This is a genomic window from Alcaligenes faecalis (assembly GCF_005311025.1).
Lineage (GTDB): Bacteria > Pseudomonadota > Gammaproteobacteria > Burkholderiales > Burkholderiaceae_B > Alcaligenes > Alcaligenes phenolicus.
Map to the genome: position 1 here is coordinate 122,780 of NZ_CP031747.1, position 18,246 is coordinate 141,025.

Annotated in this window: 16 protein-coding genes; 10 read left to right on the plus strand and 6 right to left on the minus strand. The window is 55.9% G+C overall.

Annotated elements, in window-relative coordinates; translation table 11 throughout:
* Window positions 1-176 precede the first annotated feature (176 nt).
* The gene (locus tag D0C27_RS00590) at window positions 177-665 is read left to right on the plus strand and encodes a MarR family winged helix-turn-helix transcriptional regulator (RefSeq protein ID WP_022983289.1); all 489 of its coding nucleotides are present in this window, start codon (window positions 177-179) and stop codon (window positions 663-665) included.
* A complete protein-coding gene (locus tag D0C27_RS00595; protein ID WP_035272663.1) occupies window positions 662-1,438 on the plus strand; it encodes a DNA alkylation repair protein in 777 nt (258 codons plus the stop codon). Before D0C27_RS00590 ends, D0C27_RS00595 begins: the two co-directional genes overlap by 4 nt.
* 22 nt (window positions 1,439-1,460) lie before the next feature.
* Here D0C27_RS00595 and D0C27_RS00600 read toward each other — a convergent pair whose 3' ends face one another.
* Window positions 1,461-2,585: a metallophosphoesterase gene (locus D0C27_RS00600; protein WP_137430197.1), complete on the minus strand. Its 1,125-nt coding sequence runs from the start codon at window positions 2,583-2,585 to the stop codon at window positions 1,461-1,463.
* A 249-nt stretch (window positions 2,586-2,834) separates the two neighbouring features.
* Here D0C27_RS00600 and D0C27_RS00605 point away from each other — a divergent pair, with 249 nt between their 5' ends.
* Window positions 2,835-4,910 carry a catalase gene (locus D0C27_RS00605; RefSeq protein ID WP_137430198.1) on the plus strand — a complete coding sequence of 692 codons (2,076 nt, stop codon included), beginning with the start codon at window positions 2,835-2,837 and terminating at the stop codon, window positions 4,908-4,910.
* Between the two features lie 43 nt (window positions 4,911-4,953).
* Here the strand turns inward: D0C27_RS00605 and D0C27_RS00610 are convergent, their stop codons facing one another.
* Window positions 4,954-5,757, minus strand: a complete 804-nt coding sequence (locus D0C27_RS00610; RefSeq protein ID WP_035272669.1) for a hypothetical protein — start codon at window positions 5,755-5,757, stop codon at window positions 4,954-4,956.
* A 106-nt stretch (window positions 5,758-5,863) separates the two neighbouring features.
* Between D0C27_RS00610 and D0C27_RS00615 the strand changes: the two genes are divergently transcribed.
* The 3 genes from D0C27_RS00615 to fdxA all read left to right on the plus strand — a co-directional run bounded on the left by D0C27_RS00615 (window position 5,864) and on the right by fdxA (window position 8,281).
* Entirely contained in the window at window positions 5,864-6,193 is a 330-nt protein-coding gene (locus tag D0C27_RS00615; RefSeq protein WP_009456315.1) for a hypothetical protein, read from the plus strand.
* A 543-nt stretch (window positions 6,194-6,736) separates the two neighbouring features.
* Window positions 6,737-7,810: a linear amide C-N hydrolase gene (locus D0C27_RS00620; RefSeq protein WP_137430199.1), complete on the plus strand. Its 1,074-nt coding sequence runs from the start codon at window positions 6,737-6,739 to the stop codon at window positions 7,808-7,810.
* A 138-nt stretch (window positions 7,811-7,948) separates the two neighbouring features.
* Window positions 7,949-8,281: a ferredoxin FdxA gene (gene fdxA, locus D0C27_RS00625; protein ID WP_009464181.1), complete on the plus strand. Its 333-nt coding sequence runs from the start codon at window positions 7,949-7,951 to the stop codon at window positions 8,279-8,281.
* Here the strand turns inward: fdxA and D0C27_RS00630 are convergent.
* A complete protein-coding gene (locus D0C27_RS00630) occupies window positions 8,278-9,813 on the minus strand; it encodes an MFS transporter (RefSeq protein WP_137430200.1) in 1,536 nt (511 codons plus the stop codon). The two genes, fdxA and D0C27_RS00630, sit on opposite strands and share 4 nt — an antisense overlap.
* A gap of 84 nt (window positions 9,814-9,897) precedes the next feature.
* On the opposite strand from D0C27_RS00630, the gene D0C27_RS00635 reads away from it, so the two are divergent.
* Entirely contained in the window at window positions 9,898-10,764 is an 867-nt protein-coding gene (locus tag D0C27_RS00635) for a LysR family transcriptional regulator (RefSeq protein ID WP_035272676.1), read from the plus strand.
* A 6-nt stretch (window positions 10,765-10,770) separates the two neighbouring features.
* On the opposite strand, the gene gph is transcribed toward D0C27_RS00635, so the two are convergent.
* The 3 genes from gph to ompA form a co-directional block, all read right to left on the minus strand.
* On the minus strand, window positions 10,771-11,466 hold the full coding sequence (gene gph / locus D0C27_RS00640) for a phosphoglycolate phosphatase (protein WP_083053339.1): 696 nt from the start codon (window positions 11,464-11,466) through the stop codon (window positions 10,771-10,773).
* 6 nt (window positions 11,467-11,472) lie between these two features.
* Window positions 11,473-12,195 (minus strand): bifunctional 2-polyprenyl-6-hydroxyphenol methylase/3-demethylubiquinol 3-O-methyltransferase UbiG, encoded by a 723-nt coding sequence (ubiG, locus tag D0C27_RS00645; RefSeq protein WP_009464176.1) that lies wholly within the window; start codon window positions 12,193-12,195, stop codon window positions 11,473-11,475.
* Window positions 12,196-12,278: 83 nt separating this feature from the next.
* On the minus strand, window positions 12,279-12,875 hold the full coding sequence (ompA, locus tag D0C27_RS00650) for an outer membrane protein OmpA (protein WP_009464175.1): 597 nt from the start codon (window positions 12,873-12,875) through the stop codon (window positions 12,279-12,281).
* 440 nt (window positions 12,876-13,315) lie between these two features.
* Here ompA and gyrA point away from each other — a divergent pair, with 440 nt between their 5' ends.
* From gyrA to pheA, 3 genes are read left to right on the plus strand one after another with little or no spacing between them, the layout of a single operon-like run.
* Window positions 13,316-16,000, plus strand: a complete 2,685-nt coding sequence (gyrA, locus tag D0C27_RS00655) for a DNA gyrase subunit A (RefSeq protein ID WP_137430201.1) — start codon at window positions 13,316-13,318, stop codon at window positions 15,998-16,000.
* Window positions 16,000-17,109: a 3-phosphoserine/phosphohydroxythreonine transaminase gene (serC, locus tag D0C27_RS00660; RefSeq protein ID WP_137430202.1), complete on the plus strand. Its 1,110-nt coding sequence runs from the start codon at window positions 16,000-16,002 to the stop codon at window positions 17,107-17,109. Before gyrA ends, serC begins: the two co-directional genes overlap by 1 nt.
* The gene (pheA, locus tag D0C27_RS00665; protein ID WP_009463912.1) at window positions 17,102-18,193 is read left to right on the plus strand and encodes a prephenate dehydratase; all 1,092 of its coding nucleotides are present in this window, start codon (window positions 17,102-17,104) and stop codon (window positions 18,191-18,193) included. Before serC ends, pheA begins: the two co-directional genes overlap by 8 nt.
* The last annotated feature ends 53 nt before the right edge of the window (window positions 18,194-18,246 follow it).

Below are 18,246 nucleotides of genomic sequence, written 5' to 3' on the forward strand. Positions count from 1 at the left end.
AATGTGGCATTGTCGAATTTTGGCGACACTCTTTTGTCGATAGGCTCCTTACTACCTGGACATATTCCGCTTTATGGATTGGATTGGCATGATGTGAAATCAGCCCTCCTTTATTTTTCTTGTTTTTGAAGCGCTCTGAGATTAAGATTCGACATCAAATCATTTGATGTCGAACTATGAAACTGGAAGCGAAATATCGGGCCTTGCTCTCGCACGCAGAGCAGCAAAAGGGCGTCAACGTTCAGGGCATGTCCCTGTGTTTTCAGCTCCTGTCCTTGTCTGCCCGTATTGATCGGGACTGCGCCGCCTTGTTGGCGCCCCATGGCTTGAGTGAAGCCCGTTTTGTGCTTTTGTTCCTGCTGGAAGAAGCACCCGACGGCATGCCTTCCCACATCCTGGCTGAACGGGCAGGCGTGACGCGGGCGACTGTCACAACTCTGGTGGATGGGCTGCTGAAAGCGGGCTTGGTGCAGCGCTTTGCGGCCCAGACCGATCGGCGTTCTGTCATGGTGAAACTCAGCCCTCAGGGGGCGGAGTTGGCCAGGACGCTGGTAGGAACTCACGCCCAGTGGATAGGCGAATTGTTCCGGCATTTGTCCGAGGCGGAGTGCACCCAGCTTAGCGCCTTGTTGAACAAAGCCGCTGGCGGAGAAGACGCGTCATGAGTATCGAGAACCGCAAGGCTTATGCCAAGGTCGCGGATATACCGGCTGATATTTTGCTGGCTCTGTCCAAAGGGGAAATCCAGGGTCTTACTCTGACCGAGTCCTTGGCCATCGATCAGCGCGTGCTGGTGGCGACCGTATTTCCGGAATTGGATGAGCAGGGCGCAGAGCACATCGACACCCTGGCCCAATTGGGCATTCTCAAGCGAATGAAAGCCATTGGGGAGTATTTGCTGGACACGTATGGCGAGATGGCCTGGACGCGCTGTTTAGATCACCCGGCTGATGTGGTGCGGGGCTGGGCCTGCTTTATGGTGGGAGCCCGTGCATCCTTAAGTGTGCCTCAGCGCCTGGAGGTACTGCGCCCTTTGGCAGATGATGCGCATTTCGGTGTGCGTGAATGGTCCTGGATGGCGGTACGTCCTCATTTGGTGGCCGAGCTGGATGCGTCGATTCAGAGCTTGCAGCAGTGGGCGCGCTCAGACTCGGAATATCTGCGTCGCTTTGCGTGTGAGGCTTTGCGCCCTCGGGGAGTGTGGTGCGCACATATTGCCATCCTGAAAAAAGAACCGGAACGCATGTTGCCGATTCTTGAGCTCTTGTATCGGGATGGCAGTGTGTATGTGCAGGACTCGGTAGCCAATTTCTTGAATGATGCGGCCAAGGATCAGCCGCAGTGGGTGCGTGATCTATGTGCTCAATGGCAGATGCAAGCGCCGGATAATGCTGCTGTGCAGCGCCTGTGTCGACGGGCGCTGCGCAGCGTGTCTTGATGCTCCGGTTCCAGTCCTGGAATCAGGAGGCGCGCAAGGTAATCAAGGTGATTTCTGAGGCGCGCCCCAGTCGCAGCGGGAAGCCCGCCCACAGTCCGGCACCGTAGCTGACGTACAGCTGCATATCCCCCACTTGATACAGTCCACCCACATAGCCATCATTGGCCATCTGCACGATCTTGTGCATGCCCACAATATGGCCGCCATGGGTATGGCCCGACAACTGCAAGGCCGCCCCGGCCGCAGCGCTTTCCTTGGCGGTGTCAGGGCGGTGGGCCAACATGATGATGGGCATGCCAGCAGGGATCCCGGCGACTGCTGCAGCCACATCGGGCATGGGTTGCCCATGCACGGCTGCCGACTTGTCGGTAATGCCAGCCAAAGCAAAAGCAGCATCGTCTTGTTCAATAATGCTGTGCTCGTTCAGAAGCATACGTAGCCCAAGGCTGTTGAAGTGCTCGATCCAGGGTTGGTACTGGGTGTAGTACTCGTGGTTGCCTGCAATTACCCACACCCCTTGCGGGGCAGACAGGGCTTGCAAGGGGGCGACATCATCGCGGCGCGCTTTCACCGTGCCATCGACCAGATCACCAGTAATGACGATCAGGTCCGGTTTCAAAGTCTGTGTTTTATCAACAATGGCTTGTATCCAGGGGCCTTGCAGCAGACGACTGGCGTGCAGATCAGTCAGTTGCACCAGTTTGAAACCATCCAGCTTGGGGGACAGACCCTTGACCTTTACTTCGATGGACTTGAGCTCGGGGACTTGCACTGCCTGCCAGACACCCAGTGCGGACAGGCTGACAGCTGCCATGCCCAGCACGCCCCTCAAAGCAGGGGAGCGCAACAGAAGCAGCCCGGCTGGCTTGTACAGAGCGCGCATCAGTAAACCTGCCAGATCGGTGATCAAGGTAAAGCAGGCGGCCAGCAGGACGGCCCCAAAAGCCCAGCCCAGGACCATGATGACTTGTGCAGGGATTTCCGGAGAAGCTCGCGACCCCCAGAACAGGGCTACGGTGTAATGGTGGAGTGTGGCCGCAATGGCCAAGGCGCTTAGCAGCCACTTGATCCAGGGGCGGATCTTCAGCGGTTTGATCAGTCGCCAGGCGACATACAGGGCAAAAACGAGGGCAGCGACTTGAAACACGAAATCATTCCAAAAAGAAACGGGGAGCCCGCACTTGAGCAGGCGATAAAGCGTGCCCAGTATAGAGCGAGGAAGTGGGCATGATGTCAGAGCTCAGCAGACAGTTACGGCTCTGTCACGAAAAAAGGTGGACATGCTTGATTACGTTTTGAGAGATTGCTTCGCACATCAAGTCATTAAAACTTCTAGGCTTTTTCCCAAGGGCACCCCAGTGGAACGGGGTTTTCGTTTGATTTGATTGGAGGACATATGGTGACGAAAAAATCCGCAGCCAAAACCAATCAGGATACCGTGGGGCAAGGTGGGGAGTTACATCAGTTTGGCCATGCTGAGTTGACGACCAATCATGGCGTACCGATATCGGACAATCAGAATTCCTTGCGTTTCGGGGCGCGTGGCCCGACCTTGTTGGAAGATTTTGTCCTGCGCGAGAAAATATTCCATTTCGACCATGAACGTATACCGGAGCGCATTGTTCATGCTCGCGGCACAGGAGCACATGGTTATTTTGAATGCACGCAAGCAATCCCGGAGTTGACCCAGGCCTGTGTATTTCAAAAGGAAGGACATCGGGTGCCGGTGTTCTGTCGTTTCTCAACGGTAGCCGGCTCTAAAGGCTCCAAAGACACACCACGCGACGTGCGTGGTTTCGCGGTCAAGTTCTATACCGAGCAAGGCAACTGGGATCTGGTGGGCAACAATATGCCCGTTTTTTTTATCCAGGACGCCATCAAGTTCCCGGATCTGATCCATGCCGTCAAACCCGAGGCGGACCGGGGCTTTCCCCAGGCAGCGTCAGCCCATGACACATTCTGGGATTTTGTCTCCCTGATGCCCGAGTCTTTGCATACCGTGATGTGGCTGATGTCTGATCGAGCCTTGCCACGGTCCTTTCGCATGATGCAGGGCTTTGGTGTGCACACATTCCGTTTTGTGAATGCCAAGGGCAAGTCGCACTTTGTGAAGTTTCATTGGAAGCCCAAGCAGGGATTGCAGTCCACCCTGTGGGATGAGGCGGTCAAGATTTCCGGGGCGGACTCGGATTATCTACGACGCGATTTGTACGAGGCGATTCAAAACGAAGCCTTCCCGGAGTGGGAACTGGGTGTGCAGGTTTTCGATCAGGAGTGGGCGGACAAGCAGGACTACGATGTGCTGGATGCGACCAAACTCATTCCCGAGGAAAGTCTGCCCGTCAAGATCGTGGGTCGTATGGTTCTGGATCGTTATCCCGACAACTTCTTTGCAGAGACCGAGCAAGTTGCTTTCTTGCCGTCCAACATCATTCCGGGAATCGACTTTACGGATGATCCCTTGCTGCAAGGCCGCTTGTTCTCCTACCTGGATACGCAAAAGTCTCGACTGGGAACGGTCAACTTTCATCAGATTCCTATCAATGCACCCCGCTGCCCATTCAGTAATATGCAGCGCGACGGCATGATGCAGACGCAGGTTCCCAAGGGCCGTGCGACCTACGAGCCCAATAGCCTGGAGGAGGCGGGTGAATCGGGCGGACCGCGCGCGCAGCCGCATGGCTTTCGCACCTTCCCCAGTACCGTAGACGATGGCGCAAAACTGCGTGTACGGGCTGAGTCGTTCTCGGATCATTACAGCCAGGCCCGATTGTTTTATCGCTCTCAGACTGAAGTTGAGCAGGAACATCTGATTGCCGGGCTGGTATTTGAACTGTCCAAGGTCCAGCTCAATCATGTTCGTGTGCGTGTGCTCTCGCACATGCGTGTCATTGATGAGGATCTGGCCAAACGAGCGGCTCAGGGATTGGGGCTGGATTTGCCGCCTCCTGCCAAGCCCGCCCGCAAGCCGATCGACATGGCACCTTCCAAAGCCTTGTCCATACTGGCCCAGAAGTCGCCGATTGCCGGTCGGATGCTGGGTATTCTGGTAACGGACGGAGCTGACAAGGGCTTGCTGGAAATGCTGCTGACAGGGGCTCAGGAGGCCGGGGTGGCCGTCAAGCTTATCGCTCCGCAAGTAGGGGGAGTGACGCTGTCAGACGGCACACAATTGGCTGCCGACGAAAAGATTGCGGGTGCGCCTTCGGTTCTGTTTGATGCGGTGGCCTTGCTGCTTACCCAGGAAGAAGCTTCAAAACTGTGCACTAACAAGGCGGCGGTGGATTTTGTAGCCGACGCCTATGGACACTTGAAAGCAATTGGTCATAACGGCGCAGCCCAACCCTTGCTGGACCGGGCAGGCGTTTCAGTGGACAAGGGGGTGTTCGTCATCAAAACCGGTGATGATCTGCTTGAAAAAGTGTCTTCACGGTTCTGGGAGCGACGCCATCAGGTAGATGGTATGGCCTGATGTCTTGTGAAAAGGGGGCGGTGCCGCCCCCTTTCACGTGCCGTCAGTAGCGCCAGCTCAGCCCCAGCACGGGGCCCGACATGCGAGTGTCAAAGACATGGCCGGAGCGACGATAGTCCACATCCAGCATCTTGTATCCGGCAGCGATGGAGAAGTTCTCTGACAGGTCGTAGTTCAAGGTCAAGGTAGCTTGATAGCTCAGGCGCGAGCCCACGCCAAAGCCGCCCAAGTGGATCTGGGCTTGAGTGGAAAACTCCGGGGTGAAACGATAGAACGCACGCAGTCCTATCATGGGGTCCACCCAATTGAAGCTCTCCTGATGATGTCGGGTTCGGCCAGCCGTACTCAGATGGGCACGGGTGCGTATATCCCAAAAAGAAAAACCGGCCAGTGCGTCCAGGCTGGCTTGTTCAGTGTCGTAGATGCGGTAACCACCTTGCAACGTGGCCATGAACAGACGTGTGTCCACGGTCCCTTCTGCAGCACCGACCAAAGGCAAACCACCTACCACTTCACTTTCGCGTGTGTTCACGTAGAGCAGGTCACTGTTGAACACATAGCGGTCGCGACGCACCCAGGCGTTCAGAAAGGCCGCGGCACGCAGATCGTGCAGGACATCTGAAAAGGACTTTTCTATATCCAGGGAGGGCGCGCGTTTGAAGGGGGAGGACTCACCCGACAAGCCGGTAATCCAGGCATAGGGTGTAATCTGCACGGCATAGTGTGGCGAAGTCGTGCTGTCGGACATGGCGTCTGGACGTTGAGCACTCACTTGGGCATGAGCCAGACTGGCCAGTGGCAAGATTCCCAATAATAGCCAGCGGGAATGAGTGAGTTTACGCATCATTGTCATGGACCCCCTTTTTAATTCTGTAAATGACGGCGCACTAGCGCCAGTCTTGTGCCTTTCGGTATGCTGGACTAGCCGATCACCAACCCGTGGAGAACGTGTCATGCATGTGTTTTACCTTAGCAAGCAAGATATTGATAATTTGTTGCCCTTAGTGCAAGCGGCGTTACACGCTGATCGCACCGGACAAGTTGGTTTCACGGACGAAGAACTGGCCTTGCGCGCTGCCCTGGAGGCGATGCAGGACCCCAAGCTGTCCGAGCTGCTGGCCGGTGCCCGTGTCGAACCGGGCCGCATAGCCGTTGGCTTGGCTGAAGAAGATTACCGGGAAAACCTGCTGGCTCTGGAAACCCGTGACAGTGCTTATGTCATTGACCAGCTTATGGATAGCTATGCAGGATTGCCGGGGTTTTTTGATTGCCTGGAGTTTTAGACGAATTTGCAAAACAGCCCGTTACGGGCTGTTTTTTATTGCATGTTATTGAAGTCCGTGTCGAGGCATTATGCCGTTCCTTGTGCCTACGGATAGGATTTGGCCATTCCTGGTCATTAATGATCTTCCAGTTCTGGGTAAAAGATTTCGAGCACACATCGCCTGTGTTTTCAGACCTGAATGACTATTTTTAAGTTTTTTAAAAACAAGAAAAAGGCGTGTTTAGTTTGGAGATCGTATTTGGTTCATTTATACGCGGGCTGATAAGGCAGCTACCCACGTTTTCAGAGTGAAAAGCGCAGCTTCAAGGCGATCAGGAAAAAAAATAATATTGCGGTCGATCATGAGTTAGCAAATGTTTTTATTCTCAAAACAAGGGATTTCATGCTCTGTTTTTGTCGGTCTTGCACCACAAGACTTAACTTGGCTTGACGCAATGTCCTAATCCTGTTTTTGTTACACCCGTGTCCAATGTATCGGCTGTGAAAGCAGTCGGTTTTTTTGTTTCATTGATTGGGCGGCTAGCCGTCTCTGGAGAGAAAGATGTTGCTAAAAAAATGTCGTCGTACTTTGCTGGCATGTGCAGTTGGGCTGGCTTTGGTGCCTGCGGCCTCTCAGGCGTGTACCCGAGCTGTTTTTCTGGGTGATAACGGACAGGTGATTACCGGTCGCTCCATGGACTGGAAGCTGGATGTCGGCACCAACCTCTGGATTTTTCCTCGCGGTGAAAAACGCACTGGCGAAGCTGGCCCCTCGTCCATTGAGTGGACCTCGAAATACGGCAGCGTGATTGCGTCGGGTTATGACCTGGCCTCCACGGACGGTGCAAATGAAAAGGGACTGAACGTCAACTTGCTATGGTTGGTGGAGTCGCAATACCCCACACCTCAAAAGGGCGACAAAACCTTGAGTATGTCCTTGTGGGGGCAGTATGTTCTGGATAACTTCGCCACGGTGGCTGAGGCGGTGGCTGCCTTGGAAAAGAATCCCTTCGTGGTCATCAGCGACAAAGTCCCCAACGAAGAGCGTTTGGCAACCTTGCACCTGTCCATGTCGGACTCGTCTGGTGACAGCGCCATTATTGAGTACATCGACGGCAAGCAGCATATTCACCATAGCCGCAAGTATCAGGTGCTGACGAACTCACCGACTTTCGATCAGCAACTGGCAATCCGGGATTATTGGCAATCTGTGGGAGGCATGAACATGTTGCCGGGCACCAGCCGTGCCGCTGATCGTTTTGCCCGTGCTTCTTTCTATATTGATGCCGTGCCTCGCAACCTTAGCGATGACAAGGCCGTAGCCAGCGTACTGAGCGTGATGCGCAATGCCTCCACACCTTACGGCATGACCGTACCTGACCAGCCCAACAACTCTTCGACTCGCTGGCGTACAGTGTTCGATCACCAGCGCAGCCTGTATTACTTTGACTCGGTACTGTCGCCCGGTGCGTTCTGGGTCGATATGAGAAAGGTCGATTTCTCGGCCGAGACCGGCAAGGTCATGAAGCTGGATCTGGGTCCCGAGCAAAGCACGGTGTATATGGGTGAAGCGCTGGAGCACTTCAAACCTGCCAAGCCCTTCCAGTTCTTGCCTGCGAAAGCACCTGCCATCTAAGTTGCCTGGTGGTTCAGGCCGCTTCAGGGTAGCTTGAGCCCAGGTTGAATACCCGGGGCATAGCCGACAGCGATCACATGATGTTCATGTTCAGCTGTTATGCTATGCCCCGTCTTTATTTGTTGAAGTAGCTGTTTCATGACCTATGTAGTGACGGAAGCCTGTATCCAGTGCAAGTACACCGATTGTGTGACGGTGTGCCCCATGGATTGTTTTTTTGAAGGCCCGAATTTCCTGGTCATTCATCCTGACGAGTGCATTGATTGCTCCATTTGCGTGGCCGAGTGTCCGGTGGGGGCGATTGTCAGTGATCAGGATGTGACGCCCGAGCAGCAGGTCTATGTGGAACTGAACCGGACCTTGAGCGAGGACCCGGCCTGGAAGCGTATCAGTCAACAAAAAGCGCCCTTGCCGGATCATGAGTACTGGGCGACTCAGACCGACAAGTTGGCGCTGTTGAAGAAAGATTAATGGGCTTTCTGATGGCTGTTGTTGCGTTGGAAGTACCAGACCGCCAAGGCCGCAATCACCAGCAAAGCCGTACAACTGGCCAGTACAGCGACATAGCCTTTATCAAAAGAGTCGCGGGCCAGTTCACTTAAGGTCAGAGCCAGATTCTGTGGCATGGTTTCTGCCATCAACAAGGCTTGATCCAGGCTGTCGTAGGCCAGGGCGCGGTCACTTAATTCCTGTGGCAAGATCAGGCTGGCGCTATATACGAAGGACAGCAGGCTACCCATAATGGTCACGCCCAGCGCACCACCCAGTTCATAAGACATTTCCTCGACCGAGGCCACCATGCCAGCGCGTGAAGGTGGCACGCTTTGCATGATAGTGCTGGAAGCCGCCGTCATGGCCGCACCGATACCCAGGCCCAGCATGACCAGGCTGATCACTTGTAGAGGCTGTGCACTGTTATGCCACAGCAGATAAGCGGCCATGCCTGCTCCCGCCAGGCTCAGGGCGCCAATCAGCAGTCGCTTGCTGCCGATGACGACCAGCAGGCGCCCGGCCAAGGGACCGGCTATAAAGGCTGCCAGTGGCAAAGGAATAATGGCCAGGCCCGCTTCCAATGGTGAGAAACCCAGTACCAATTGCAGGCGTTGGCTGAAAACCAGTTCCATGCCGATCAAGGCCGCTGAGGCCGTCAAGGCAGAGAGTACGGCGGTGCTTAGCGTGGCGTCCTTGAACAGGGCAAAGTCCAGCAAAGGGAAAGGGCTGCGGTTTTGTTGACGGACAAACCAGCGCAGAAACAAGATGCCGATCAGCAGGGCGGCAGCGGTCAAACCCCAATCCGTATGCAGCTTGCCCATTTCCTTGATAGCCAGGGTGCTGGCTACCAGGCCCACCATGATCAGCAATGAGCCTTTGATATCCCAGGGGCGCGATGCATCTGGCGTGGAGCGGGGCACCAGAATCCAGCCCATAGGCAGCGCGATCAGCACGATGGGCACGTTGATCAGAAAGACTGATCCCCACCAGAAATGTTCCAGCAGGAATCCGCCCAGAACCGGACCAAAGGCGGCACCACCGGAGGCGATAGAAGACCAGACACCGAAGGCCACCGCACGTTCGCGCTCATCATGAAAGGTGATGCGTATCAGCGATAAAGTGGCGGGCATCATCATGGCCGCTGCCACACCTAAAAAGGCGCGTGCGGCGATCAAGGCTGTTGGGTTCGGAGAGTAGGCGGCTGCGACTGAAGCCAGACCAAACATGGCCAGACCCGACAGGAACAGGCGCTTGTGACCCAGGCGGTCACCCAGGGTGCCCATGCCCAGCAGCAGTCCGGAGACGACCAGAGCGTAGCTGTTGATGATCCACAGCTTGTCCGAGGCCGAGGCCTGCAGATCATGGGTCAGGCGTGGCAGGGCGGTGTAGAGCACCGTCATGTCCACCACAATCAGTAGAAGAGCTGCCGACACAATTGCCAGGATCAACCAGCGACGGCTTGGGGAGAGGGGAGCAGTGTGGGCTTGATGGGTAATCGAGCTGTGCAGCATAAAAGACCAGAGGGGTAGGAAAGCAAGTATGATCTATCAATATTATCAACAGTCAAAGTTGATTAGCATCTATAAAATAGATAAATGGATTGGACACTAGAACGTATTCGACATTTTGTCGCTGTGGCAGAAACTGGCTCCATGACTCAGGCCGCGAAAGAGTTGGGCAAGGTGCAGTCAGCCGTCAGCACCTCGATTTCCCTGCTGGAAGCGGATCTGAATCTGGAGCTGTTTGATCGTTCACGACGAACGTTAAGCCTGACGGTGCCGGGCGAAATCATGCTGCTGGAAGCCAAGGCTCTGTTGCGTCAGGTAGACGTATTGAATCGTCGGGCACTGGATTTCTCGCAAGGACAACCGACCAGACTGGAAATTGCTCTGGATGAAGCCTTGCCTCAAGAGCCCTTGCGGCTGCTGCTCAAAGAGCTGGCTGAACGCTGGCCTGCGCTGGAGTTGACGGTCTGGAACGGAACCGCTTCCGAGGTAATGGACTATGTGCAGGAAGGCCGCTCGGATATGGCTTTTCAGTTTGATCGCGGAGCTGATGCCACGTCATTTGCGCAAAGCTATATTGGCGCTGTGCCCCAAGCGATTTGTGTGGCGCGTACGCACCAGCTTGCCAGTCAGCATCAGGTCAGCCGTAAAGAGCTGACGGCACATCGACAATTGCTGATTCATATCGAAGGGACAGAGCAGACGGTTGTCAGCCCCAGTGTGTGGCGCTCAGACAGCTTTTATGTCATTGCCGATATGGTGGCCGATAGTCTGGGCTGGGCGATTTTGCCGCTGAACATTGCGGAGTATGAAAACTTGCGCAACAAGTTGGCGCAGTTGCATTGCCGGGAGATGGTTTTGCCACCCTTGCCAGTGCGGATGCTGTGGCGACAGGGACAAACTTTGCCCCCTGCGGCAGTGTGGATGCAGCAGCGCCTGTCGGAGCTGCTGCCTTAAGCCTGTTTAGCAGGCCAGCGGGGAAGGGCGGGATAGCTGACCGTTGGCCCAGCGTTGTACGCCTTCCCAGATATCAGAGGCGTGATGCACGGTCATATCGGCTTGCCAAGTGCTCAGGCTGTCGTCCTGCGCGCAGTAGCCGTAGGCGGCAATCATGGTAGCCATGCCCGCCGCCTGACCTGCCTGGATGTCGCGCAGATCATCACCTACGTACAGGCAGTCTTTGGGATCAAAGCCCGTTTTCTCGGCGGCATACAACAAGGGGGCGGGATGAGGCTTGGTGTGCTGGGTGGTATCGCCGCCGACGGTGACTGCGCAACCTGCTTCCAGTCCTAAATGACGGATCAGGGGCAGGGCCAGATATTCCAGCTTGTTGGTGACGATGCCCCAGGTGTAGCCGGCCTGCTCTAGCTGTTTCAGCATGGGGGCTACGCCCTCAAACAGATAGGTCAGCTCCGTCATGTGATCGTTGTAGTCCTGCAGGAACTGCGCTCGCAATTGTGCGTAGTTGGGGTGATCGGTATTGATATCCAGCGCTACCTTGAGCAGCCCCCGTGCACCGTGCGAGGCATAGGGACGCAGCGCTTCGTAGGGCAAATCAGGCAGGCCATGTTCCTTGCGCATGCGATTGGCCGTAGCAGCCAGATCCGGAGCAGAGTCGGCCAAGGTGCCGTCAAAATCGAATAGAACCAGTTTATTCATGAGGGCTTAGCTTTGGCGGCGGCTGGCCAGCAGGTAGTTGACGGAGGTGTCGCCAGACAGGCGATAGTGCTCGGTAATCGGGTTGTATTCCAGACCTTTCAATGCCAGGGCATCCAGACCACTGCGGCGGGCCGAGGAAATCAGCTCGCTGGGTTTGATGAAGCCCTCATAGCTGTGCGTGCCCTTGGGAATCAGGCGCAAGAGGTACTCGGCACCCACAATGGCAAACAAGAAAGATTTGGGATTGCGATTCAGGGTCGAGAAAAAGACCCAGCCACCGGGTTTGACCAGTTTGGCGCAGGCCGCAATGATGGAGCCCGGATCGGGGACATGTTCCAGCATTTCCATGCAGGTGACAACGTCAAAACGACCAGGGTGCTGATCGGCCATGTCTTCGGCGCTGATCATCTCGTATTTGACGGGTACGCCCGATTCCAGACTGTGCAAACGGGCAATCTTCAAGGAGCGCTCGGCCAGGTCAATGCCGGTGACGTCGGCGCCGGACTGGGCCAGGCTTTCCGACAAGATTCCGCCACCACAACCGACGTCTAATACCTGCTTGCCCGCCAGGGAGCCGGTGTAGGACAGAATCCAGTCCAGACGCAAAGGGTTGATGGCGTGCAGCGGTTTGAACTCGCTGTCAGGGTCCCACCAGCGGGATGCCAGTGCACTGAATTTATCGATCTCTGCGGGATCGACATTGACGTTAGTGACGGTGGAAGCGGTCATGGCTCATCCAAAAAAATTAAGGCCCCGCAAAAGCGGAGCCTTAATTGTAGCCTTAGCTACAGAAATACGTGATGCAGCAAGAATTACTTGCGGTTGCCCACGATTTCGATTTCTACGCGACGGTTTTGAGCACGGCCTTCGCGGGTCTTGTTGGACGCCACTGGCTGAGCTTCGCCCTTGCCTTCGGTGTAGATACGGTCTGCAGGTACGCCCTTGTTGACCAAGTATGCTTTAACAGCATTGGCGCGACGCTCGGACAGCTTCTGGTTGTAAGCTTCAGCGCCGATCGAGTCAGTGTGACCGGTAGCGATCAGAGTTTCCAGATCGATGGACTGAACGGTGTCAGCCACTTGATCCAGAACCTGGCGGCCTTCTGGCTTGATGGTGGATTTGTCGAAGTCGAAGAACGTGTCAGCGTTCAGAGTCACTTTGGTGACAGTAGGAGCGACGACAGGAGCTTCGGGGGCTTGGGCAACGGGCACACCGTCACAACCTGGAATACCTGTAGCAGGTGTCCAGAAGTTGTTGCGCCAGCACAGTTCGTTGGTGCCGTTTTTCCAAACGTCGCCGAACGGATTGCGCCAGTTGTTAACTTCGCCGGACTCTTGTGCGGAAACTGCACTAGTGGCCGATGCGGCGGCAATGGCGAGTACAAGTGCGATTTTGGAGGGTTTGTTCATATTTCTCCTCGTTGAGCTGATGCTGTTAAGTGACCGCAGCGAACCCCTGCCGCTGATTAACGGAACCAGTATAGCAATCCTTTGAACGGAACAAAGACTTGCTTGCGCTGGGTTTCATGCGTGTTAGGTCGAATCTTAAGACATTTCGGCCACATGCGTGAGGGGGACGGGGAACGATTCGTGAAGATGCGTGGAATTAGCCTTGTTCTTTCCTTTTATTGTTGGTTTTAGGCAACAGGGAAAGGGTGGGGCCGCTTCTTCAATCCATCATCGATACGATTAGTGGACGATGGATTTTTGGCGAATCGACCGTTTCAATCACATATCGCCCGCCTTCTCGCCTCGCTACGCTGCGTCCCTCTATGTGAAAGTGCTAGAATTTCCTCTTGTCCGTTTACGGCTGGCTTACTGCTTAACCCATATCTATAAAGAATTGACCTATGGATTCCTTTGCCAAGGAGACGCTTCCCGTTTCGCTTGAAGAGGAGATGCGCCGCAGCTACCTCGATTACGCCATGAGCGTGATTGTGGGCCGTGCTCTTCCCGACGTGCGAGATGGTTTGAAGCCCGTGCATCGCCGTGTTCTGTTCGCCATGCATGAACTCAATAACGACTGGAATCGTGCCTATAAGAAGTCGGCTCGTATCGTCGGTGATGTGATCGGTAAGTACCACCCTCATGGTGACTCTGCCGTCTATGACACTATCGTGCGTCTGGCGCAGGACTTTTCCATGCGCTACACCCTGGTCGACGGACAAGGTAACTTTGGTTCCATCGACGGGGATAACGCCGCGGCCATGCGTTACACCGAAATCCGTCTGGCCAAGATCGCCCACGAACTGCTGGCCGATATCGACCAGGAAACCGTGGATTTCGTGCCTAACTATGATGGCAGCGAAAAAGAACCGGCCCTGTTGCCTTCGCGTCTGCCCAACCTGCTGGTCAACGGCAGCTCGGGTATTGCCGTGGGTATGGCTACCAATATTCCGCCGCATAACCTGGCTGAAGTGGTCAACGGCTGTCTGTACTGCCTGAGCCACCCCGAGTGCACGGTTGATGAGCTGATCGAATACATCCCGGCCCCCGACTTCCCGACCGGCGCCATTATTTATGGCATGTCCGGTGTGCGCGAAGGCTATCGCACGGGCCGTGGCCGCGTCATTATGCGCGCCAGTACACACTTTGAAGACATGGAAAAGGGCAACCGTCAGGCCATCGTGGTCGACGCCATTCCTTACCAGGTCAACAAGAAGTCGCTGCAGGAACGCATTGCCGAGCTGGTCAACGAAAAACGCATCGAGGGTATCTCCGATATCCGCGACGAGTCCGACAAGGACGGTATGCGTTTGGTCATTGAGCTAAAGCGCGGCGAAGTGCCGGAAGTTGTGCTGAACAACCTCTACAAGAACACGCAGTTGCAAGAAACCTTCGGGATGAACATGGTGGCACTGGTCGATGGCCAGCCCCGTCTGCTCAACCTGAAACAGTTGGTGGATTACTTCCTGAGCCACCGCCGCGAAGTGGTTACTCGCCGTACCGTATTCCAGTTGCGCAAAGCGCGCGAGCGCGGTCATGTGCTGGAAGGTCTGGCTGTGGCCCTGGCCAATATTGATGAGTTCATCGAAATCATCAAAGCGGCTCCAACGCCACCGGTTGCCCGTGTCGAGCTGATGGCTCGGTCCTGGGATTCCGGTCTGGTGCGCGAGATGCTGGCCCGTGCCGACACCAGCTCCATTGTGGGTGGCCGTCAGGCTTACCGTCCGGATGATTTGGGTGCTGAATTTGGCATGAACACAGACGGTCTGTACCGTCTGAGCGAAGTGCAGGCCCAGGAAATTCTGAACATGCGCTTGCAGCGCCTGACTGGCCTGGAGCAGGACAAGATTGTTCAGGAGTACCGTGAGGTCATGGACAAGATTGCTGATTTGCTGGACATCCTGTCCAACCCGGCCCGTGTGTCCGCCATTATTGGTGACGAGCTGATCGCCGTGCGCGACGAGTTCTCGGCCACTGGCAAGGACGTTCGTCGCTCGCAGATCGAGCACAACGCCACCGAGCTGGATACCGAGGATCTGATCACCCCTATGGATATGGTGGTGACGCTCTCGCATACCGGCTACATCAAGAGCCAGCCGCTGTCCGAGTACCGGGCCCAGCGTCGTGGTGGCCGTGGCAAGCAGGCCACCGCCATGAAAGAGGACGACTGGATCGACAAGCTGTTCATCGCTAATACCCACGATTACCTGCTGTGCTTCTCCAACCGTGGCCGTGTGTACTGGCTCAAGGTCTGGGAAGTGCCACAAGGTTCGCGCAACTCGCGTGGCCGTCCTATCGTCAATATGTTCCCTCTGGAAGATGGCGAGAAGATCAACGTGGTGCTGTCCGTCAAGGAATTCAGCGAAGATCAGTTCGTGTTCATGGCGACCTCGCGCGGCACGGTCAAGAAGACCCCGCTATCCGACTTCTCCAACCCCCGTAAGGCCGGCATTATTGCTGTGGGCCTGGACGAGGGCGACTACCTGATCGGTGCTCAGCTGACCGACGGCGTCCATGACGTCATGTTGTTCTCTGACGCCGGCAAGGCCGTGCGCTTTGACGAGGGCGATGTGCGCCCAATGGGCCGTGCAGCCCGTGGTGTGCGCGGCATGACGCTGGAAGAAGGTCAGTCCGTGATTGCCCTGCTGGTGGCCGAAGACGAAACCCAATCCGTGCTGACCGCCACCGAGAACGGTTTCGGCAAGCGTACCCCGATTGGCGAATACACGCGTCACGGTCGTGGCACCAAGGGCATGATTGCCATCCAGACCTCGGCCCGTAACGGCAAGGTCGTGGGTGCGGTGCTGGTTCGTGAAACCGACGAGATCATGCTGATCACCAACGCTGGTGTGCTGGTACGCACTCGCGTGGCTGAAATCCGCGAAATGGGTCGTGCGACTCAAGGTGTGACCTTGATCAGCGTGGACGATGACAGCGAGCTGTCTGGTGTGTACCGCGTGGTAGAGACCGATGACGAGGTCGACGCCGAGCTGGCCGAAGAGGGTCAGGCGCCAGAAGGTCAGGAGCAGGATAATCAACTTGATTCCGCCCAAGACCAGGCGGACCCTTCCGGCGAGGAAAACGAGTAATGCGTGTATGGAATTTTTCGGCAGGCCCGTCAATGCTGCCGTTGGAAGTGCTGGAGCAAGCCGCTGCTGAAATGACAGATTGGCATGGCACCGGCATGTCCATCATGGAAATGAGCCACCGTAGCAAGGACTATATGGGTGTGCGTGACGAGGCAGAAGCCCATTTGCGCAGTTTGTTGTCCGTGCCCGATGATTTCGCGGTGCTGTTTGTTCAGGGTGGGGCACAAGGCCAGAATGGCCTTTTGCCCTTGAACCTGATTCAGCGCAATGGCAGTGGCAAGGCCGACTACGTGCTTTCGGGCAGTTGGTCGGTCAAGTCCTGCGAAGAGGCTCAGCGTTACGGTGATATTCACGTTGCCGGTACCAGTGGTCAGGCATGGCAGGATCAGGGCAAGGAATGGGCGCCCTGGACCTGGTTCCCCGAGCCTTCCCAATGGGATGTGCGCCCGGATGCGGCTTACTTGCACGTTTGCACCAATGAAACCATTGGTGGCGTGGAGTTCAATGATATTCCCAAGCTGGATGTCCCCGTCGTTGCTGACGTGTCGTCCAACATTCTGTCCTGCCCGATCGATTTCTCGCGCGTGTCGGTTGCTTACGCCGGTGCCCAGAAAAATGCCGGCATGTCCGGTATTGCCTTGATGATGATACGCAAGGACTTGCTGGGCCATGCCATGGATCTGTGCCCGTCGGCGTTCAACTACGCCAACATTGAAAAGCAGCAGTCCATGTTCAACACGCCGCCTACGTACTCGATCTACATGGCCGGGCTGATGTTCAAGTGGCTGGAGCGCCAGGGTGGTGTGGCTGCCATGCAGGCACGCAATGCGGCCAAGTCCGAGGCCTTGTACGGCTTTCTGGATGCGTCCGAGTTCTACAACAACACCGTGCATCCGGCGTATCGCTCGCGTATGAACGTTCCGTTCCTGTTGCGTGATCAGTCCCTGGATTCCCTGTTCCTGGAACAGGCTACGGCTGCAGGCCTGACTTCCCTGAAAGGACACAAGAGCGTGGGCGGTATGCGCGCTTCAATCTATAACGCCATGCCGCTGGAGGGTGTGCAGGCACTTATCGATTTCATGACTGAATTTGAACGACGGAATGGCTAATACCTTAACTGAGCGCCTGCTCCCTTGGCGCAATCGTATTGATGAGCTGGATCGCCAGATCCTGGAGTTGCTCAACGAGCGTGCTCGTGCGGCTTTGGAAGTAGGCAAGATCAAGCAGGACTTCAATACAGAGGAAGTCATCCTCAAGCCCGAACGCGAGGCACGTATTGTGCGTCGCTTGCAGTCTGAAAATGATGGCCCGTTCACACCGGCAGCAGTCGAAGCGGTGTGGGGGCAGATTATTTCTGCCTGTCGCGGTCTGGAAAGCGTATTGCGCGTGGCTTATCTGGGCCCGCAGGGCTCTTTTTCCGAGCAGGCCGCCTACGAGCATTTCGGCCATGCTTTGGATGGCCTGCAATGTGACTCCTTCGACGAGGTTTTCCGCAGCGTCGAAGTGGGTCAGGCTGAAGTAGGCATGGTGCCCGTCGAGAACTCGACCGAAGGTGCTGTGAACCGCACGCTGGATTTGCTGCTGAACTCGCCCTTGCGTGTCTTGGGCGAGCGCTCGATTCGTGTACATCACAATTTGCTGACCCAAACTGGCACGATGGAAGGCGTCACCCGTGTGATGGCCCATCCTCAGGCTTTGGCGCAGTGCCAGAACTGGCTGCAAAAGCATTACCCACAGCTTTTGCGTGAGGCCGCCTCCAGCAACGCTGAAGCAGCACGCATTGCGTCGTCCGATCCTACGGTTGCAGCGATTGCGGGCAATACAGCTGTTACCGCCTGGAATCTGGGTGTGGTCGAGGCCGGTATTCAGGACGATCCGCACAACCGCACCCGTTTCCTGGCCATTGGCAATATCGAGTCCCTGCCTAGCGGCAATGACAAGACCAGCATCATTCTGGCGGTGCCCAACCGGGCTGGCGCTGTTTATGACATGCTGTCTCCTTTGGCTGTGCATGGCGTGTCCATGACTCGCCTGGAGTCGCGTCCTGCACGGACAGGGCAGTGGGAATATTATTTCTACGTAGACCTGATCGGCCATCGTGATGAGCCAGCCATGGCTGCTGCTTTGGCAGAACTGAAGAAACAAGTCGCCTTTTTCAAGATTCTGGGTTCTTACCCCGTAAACGACTTTTAAGCATCAGCAACAAGAAAGGCCTGGGGGGGCTTCCCCCTCAAGGCCTTATTGTC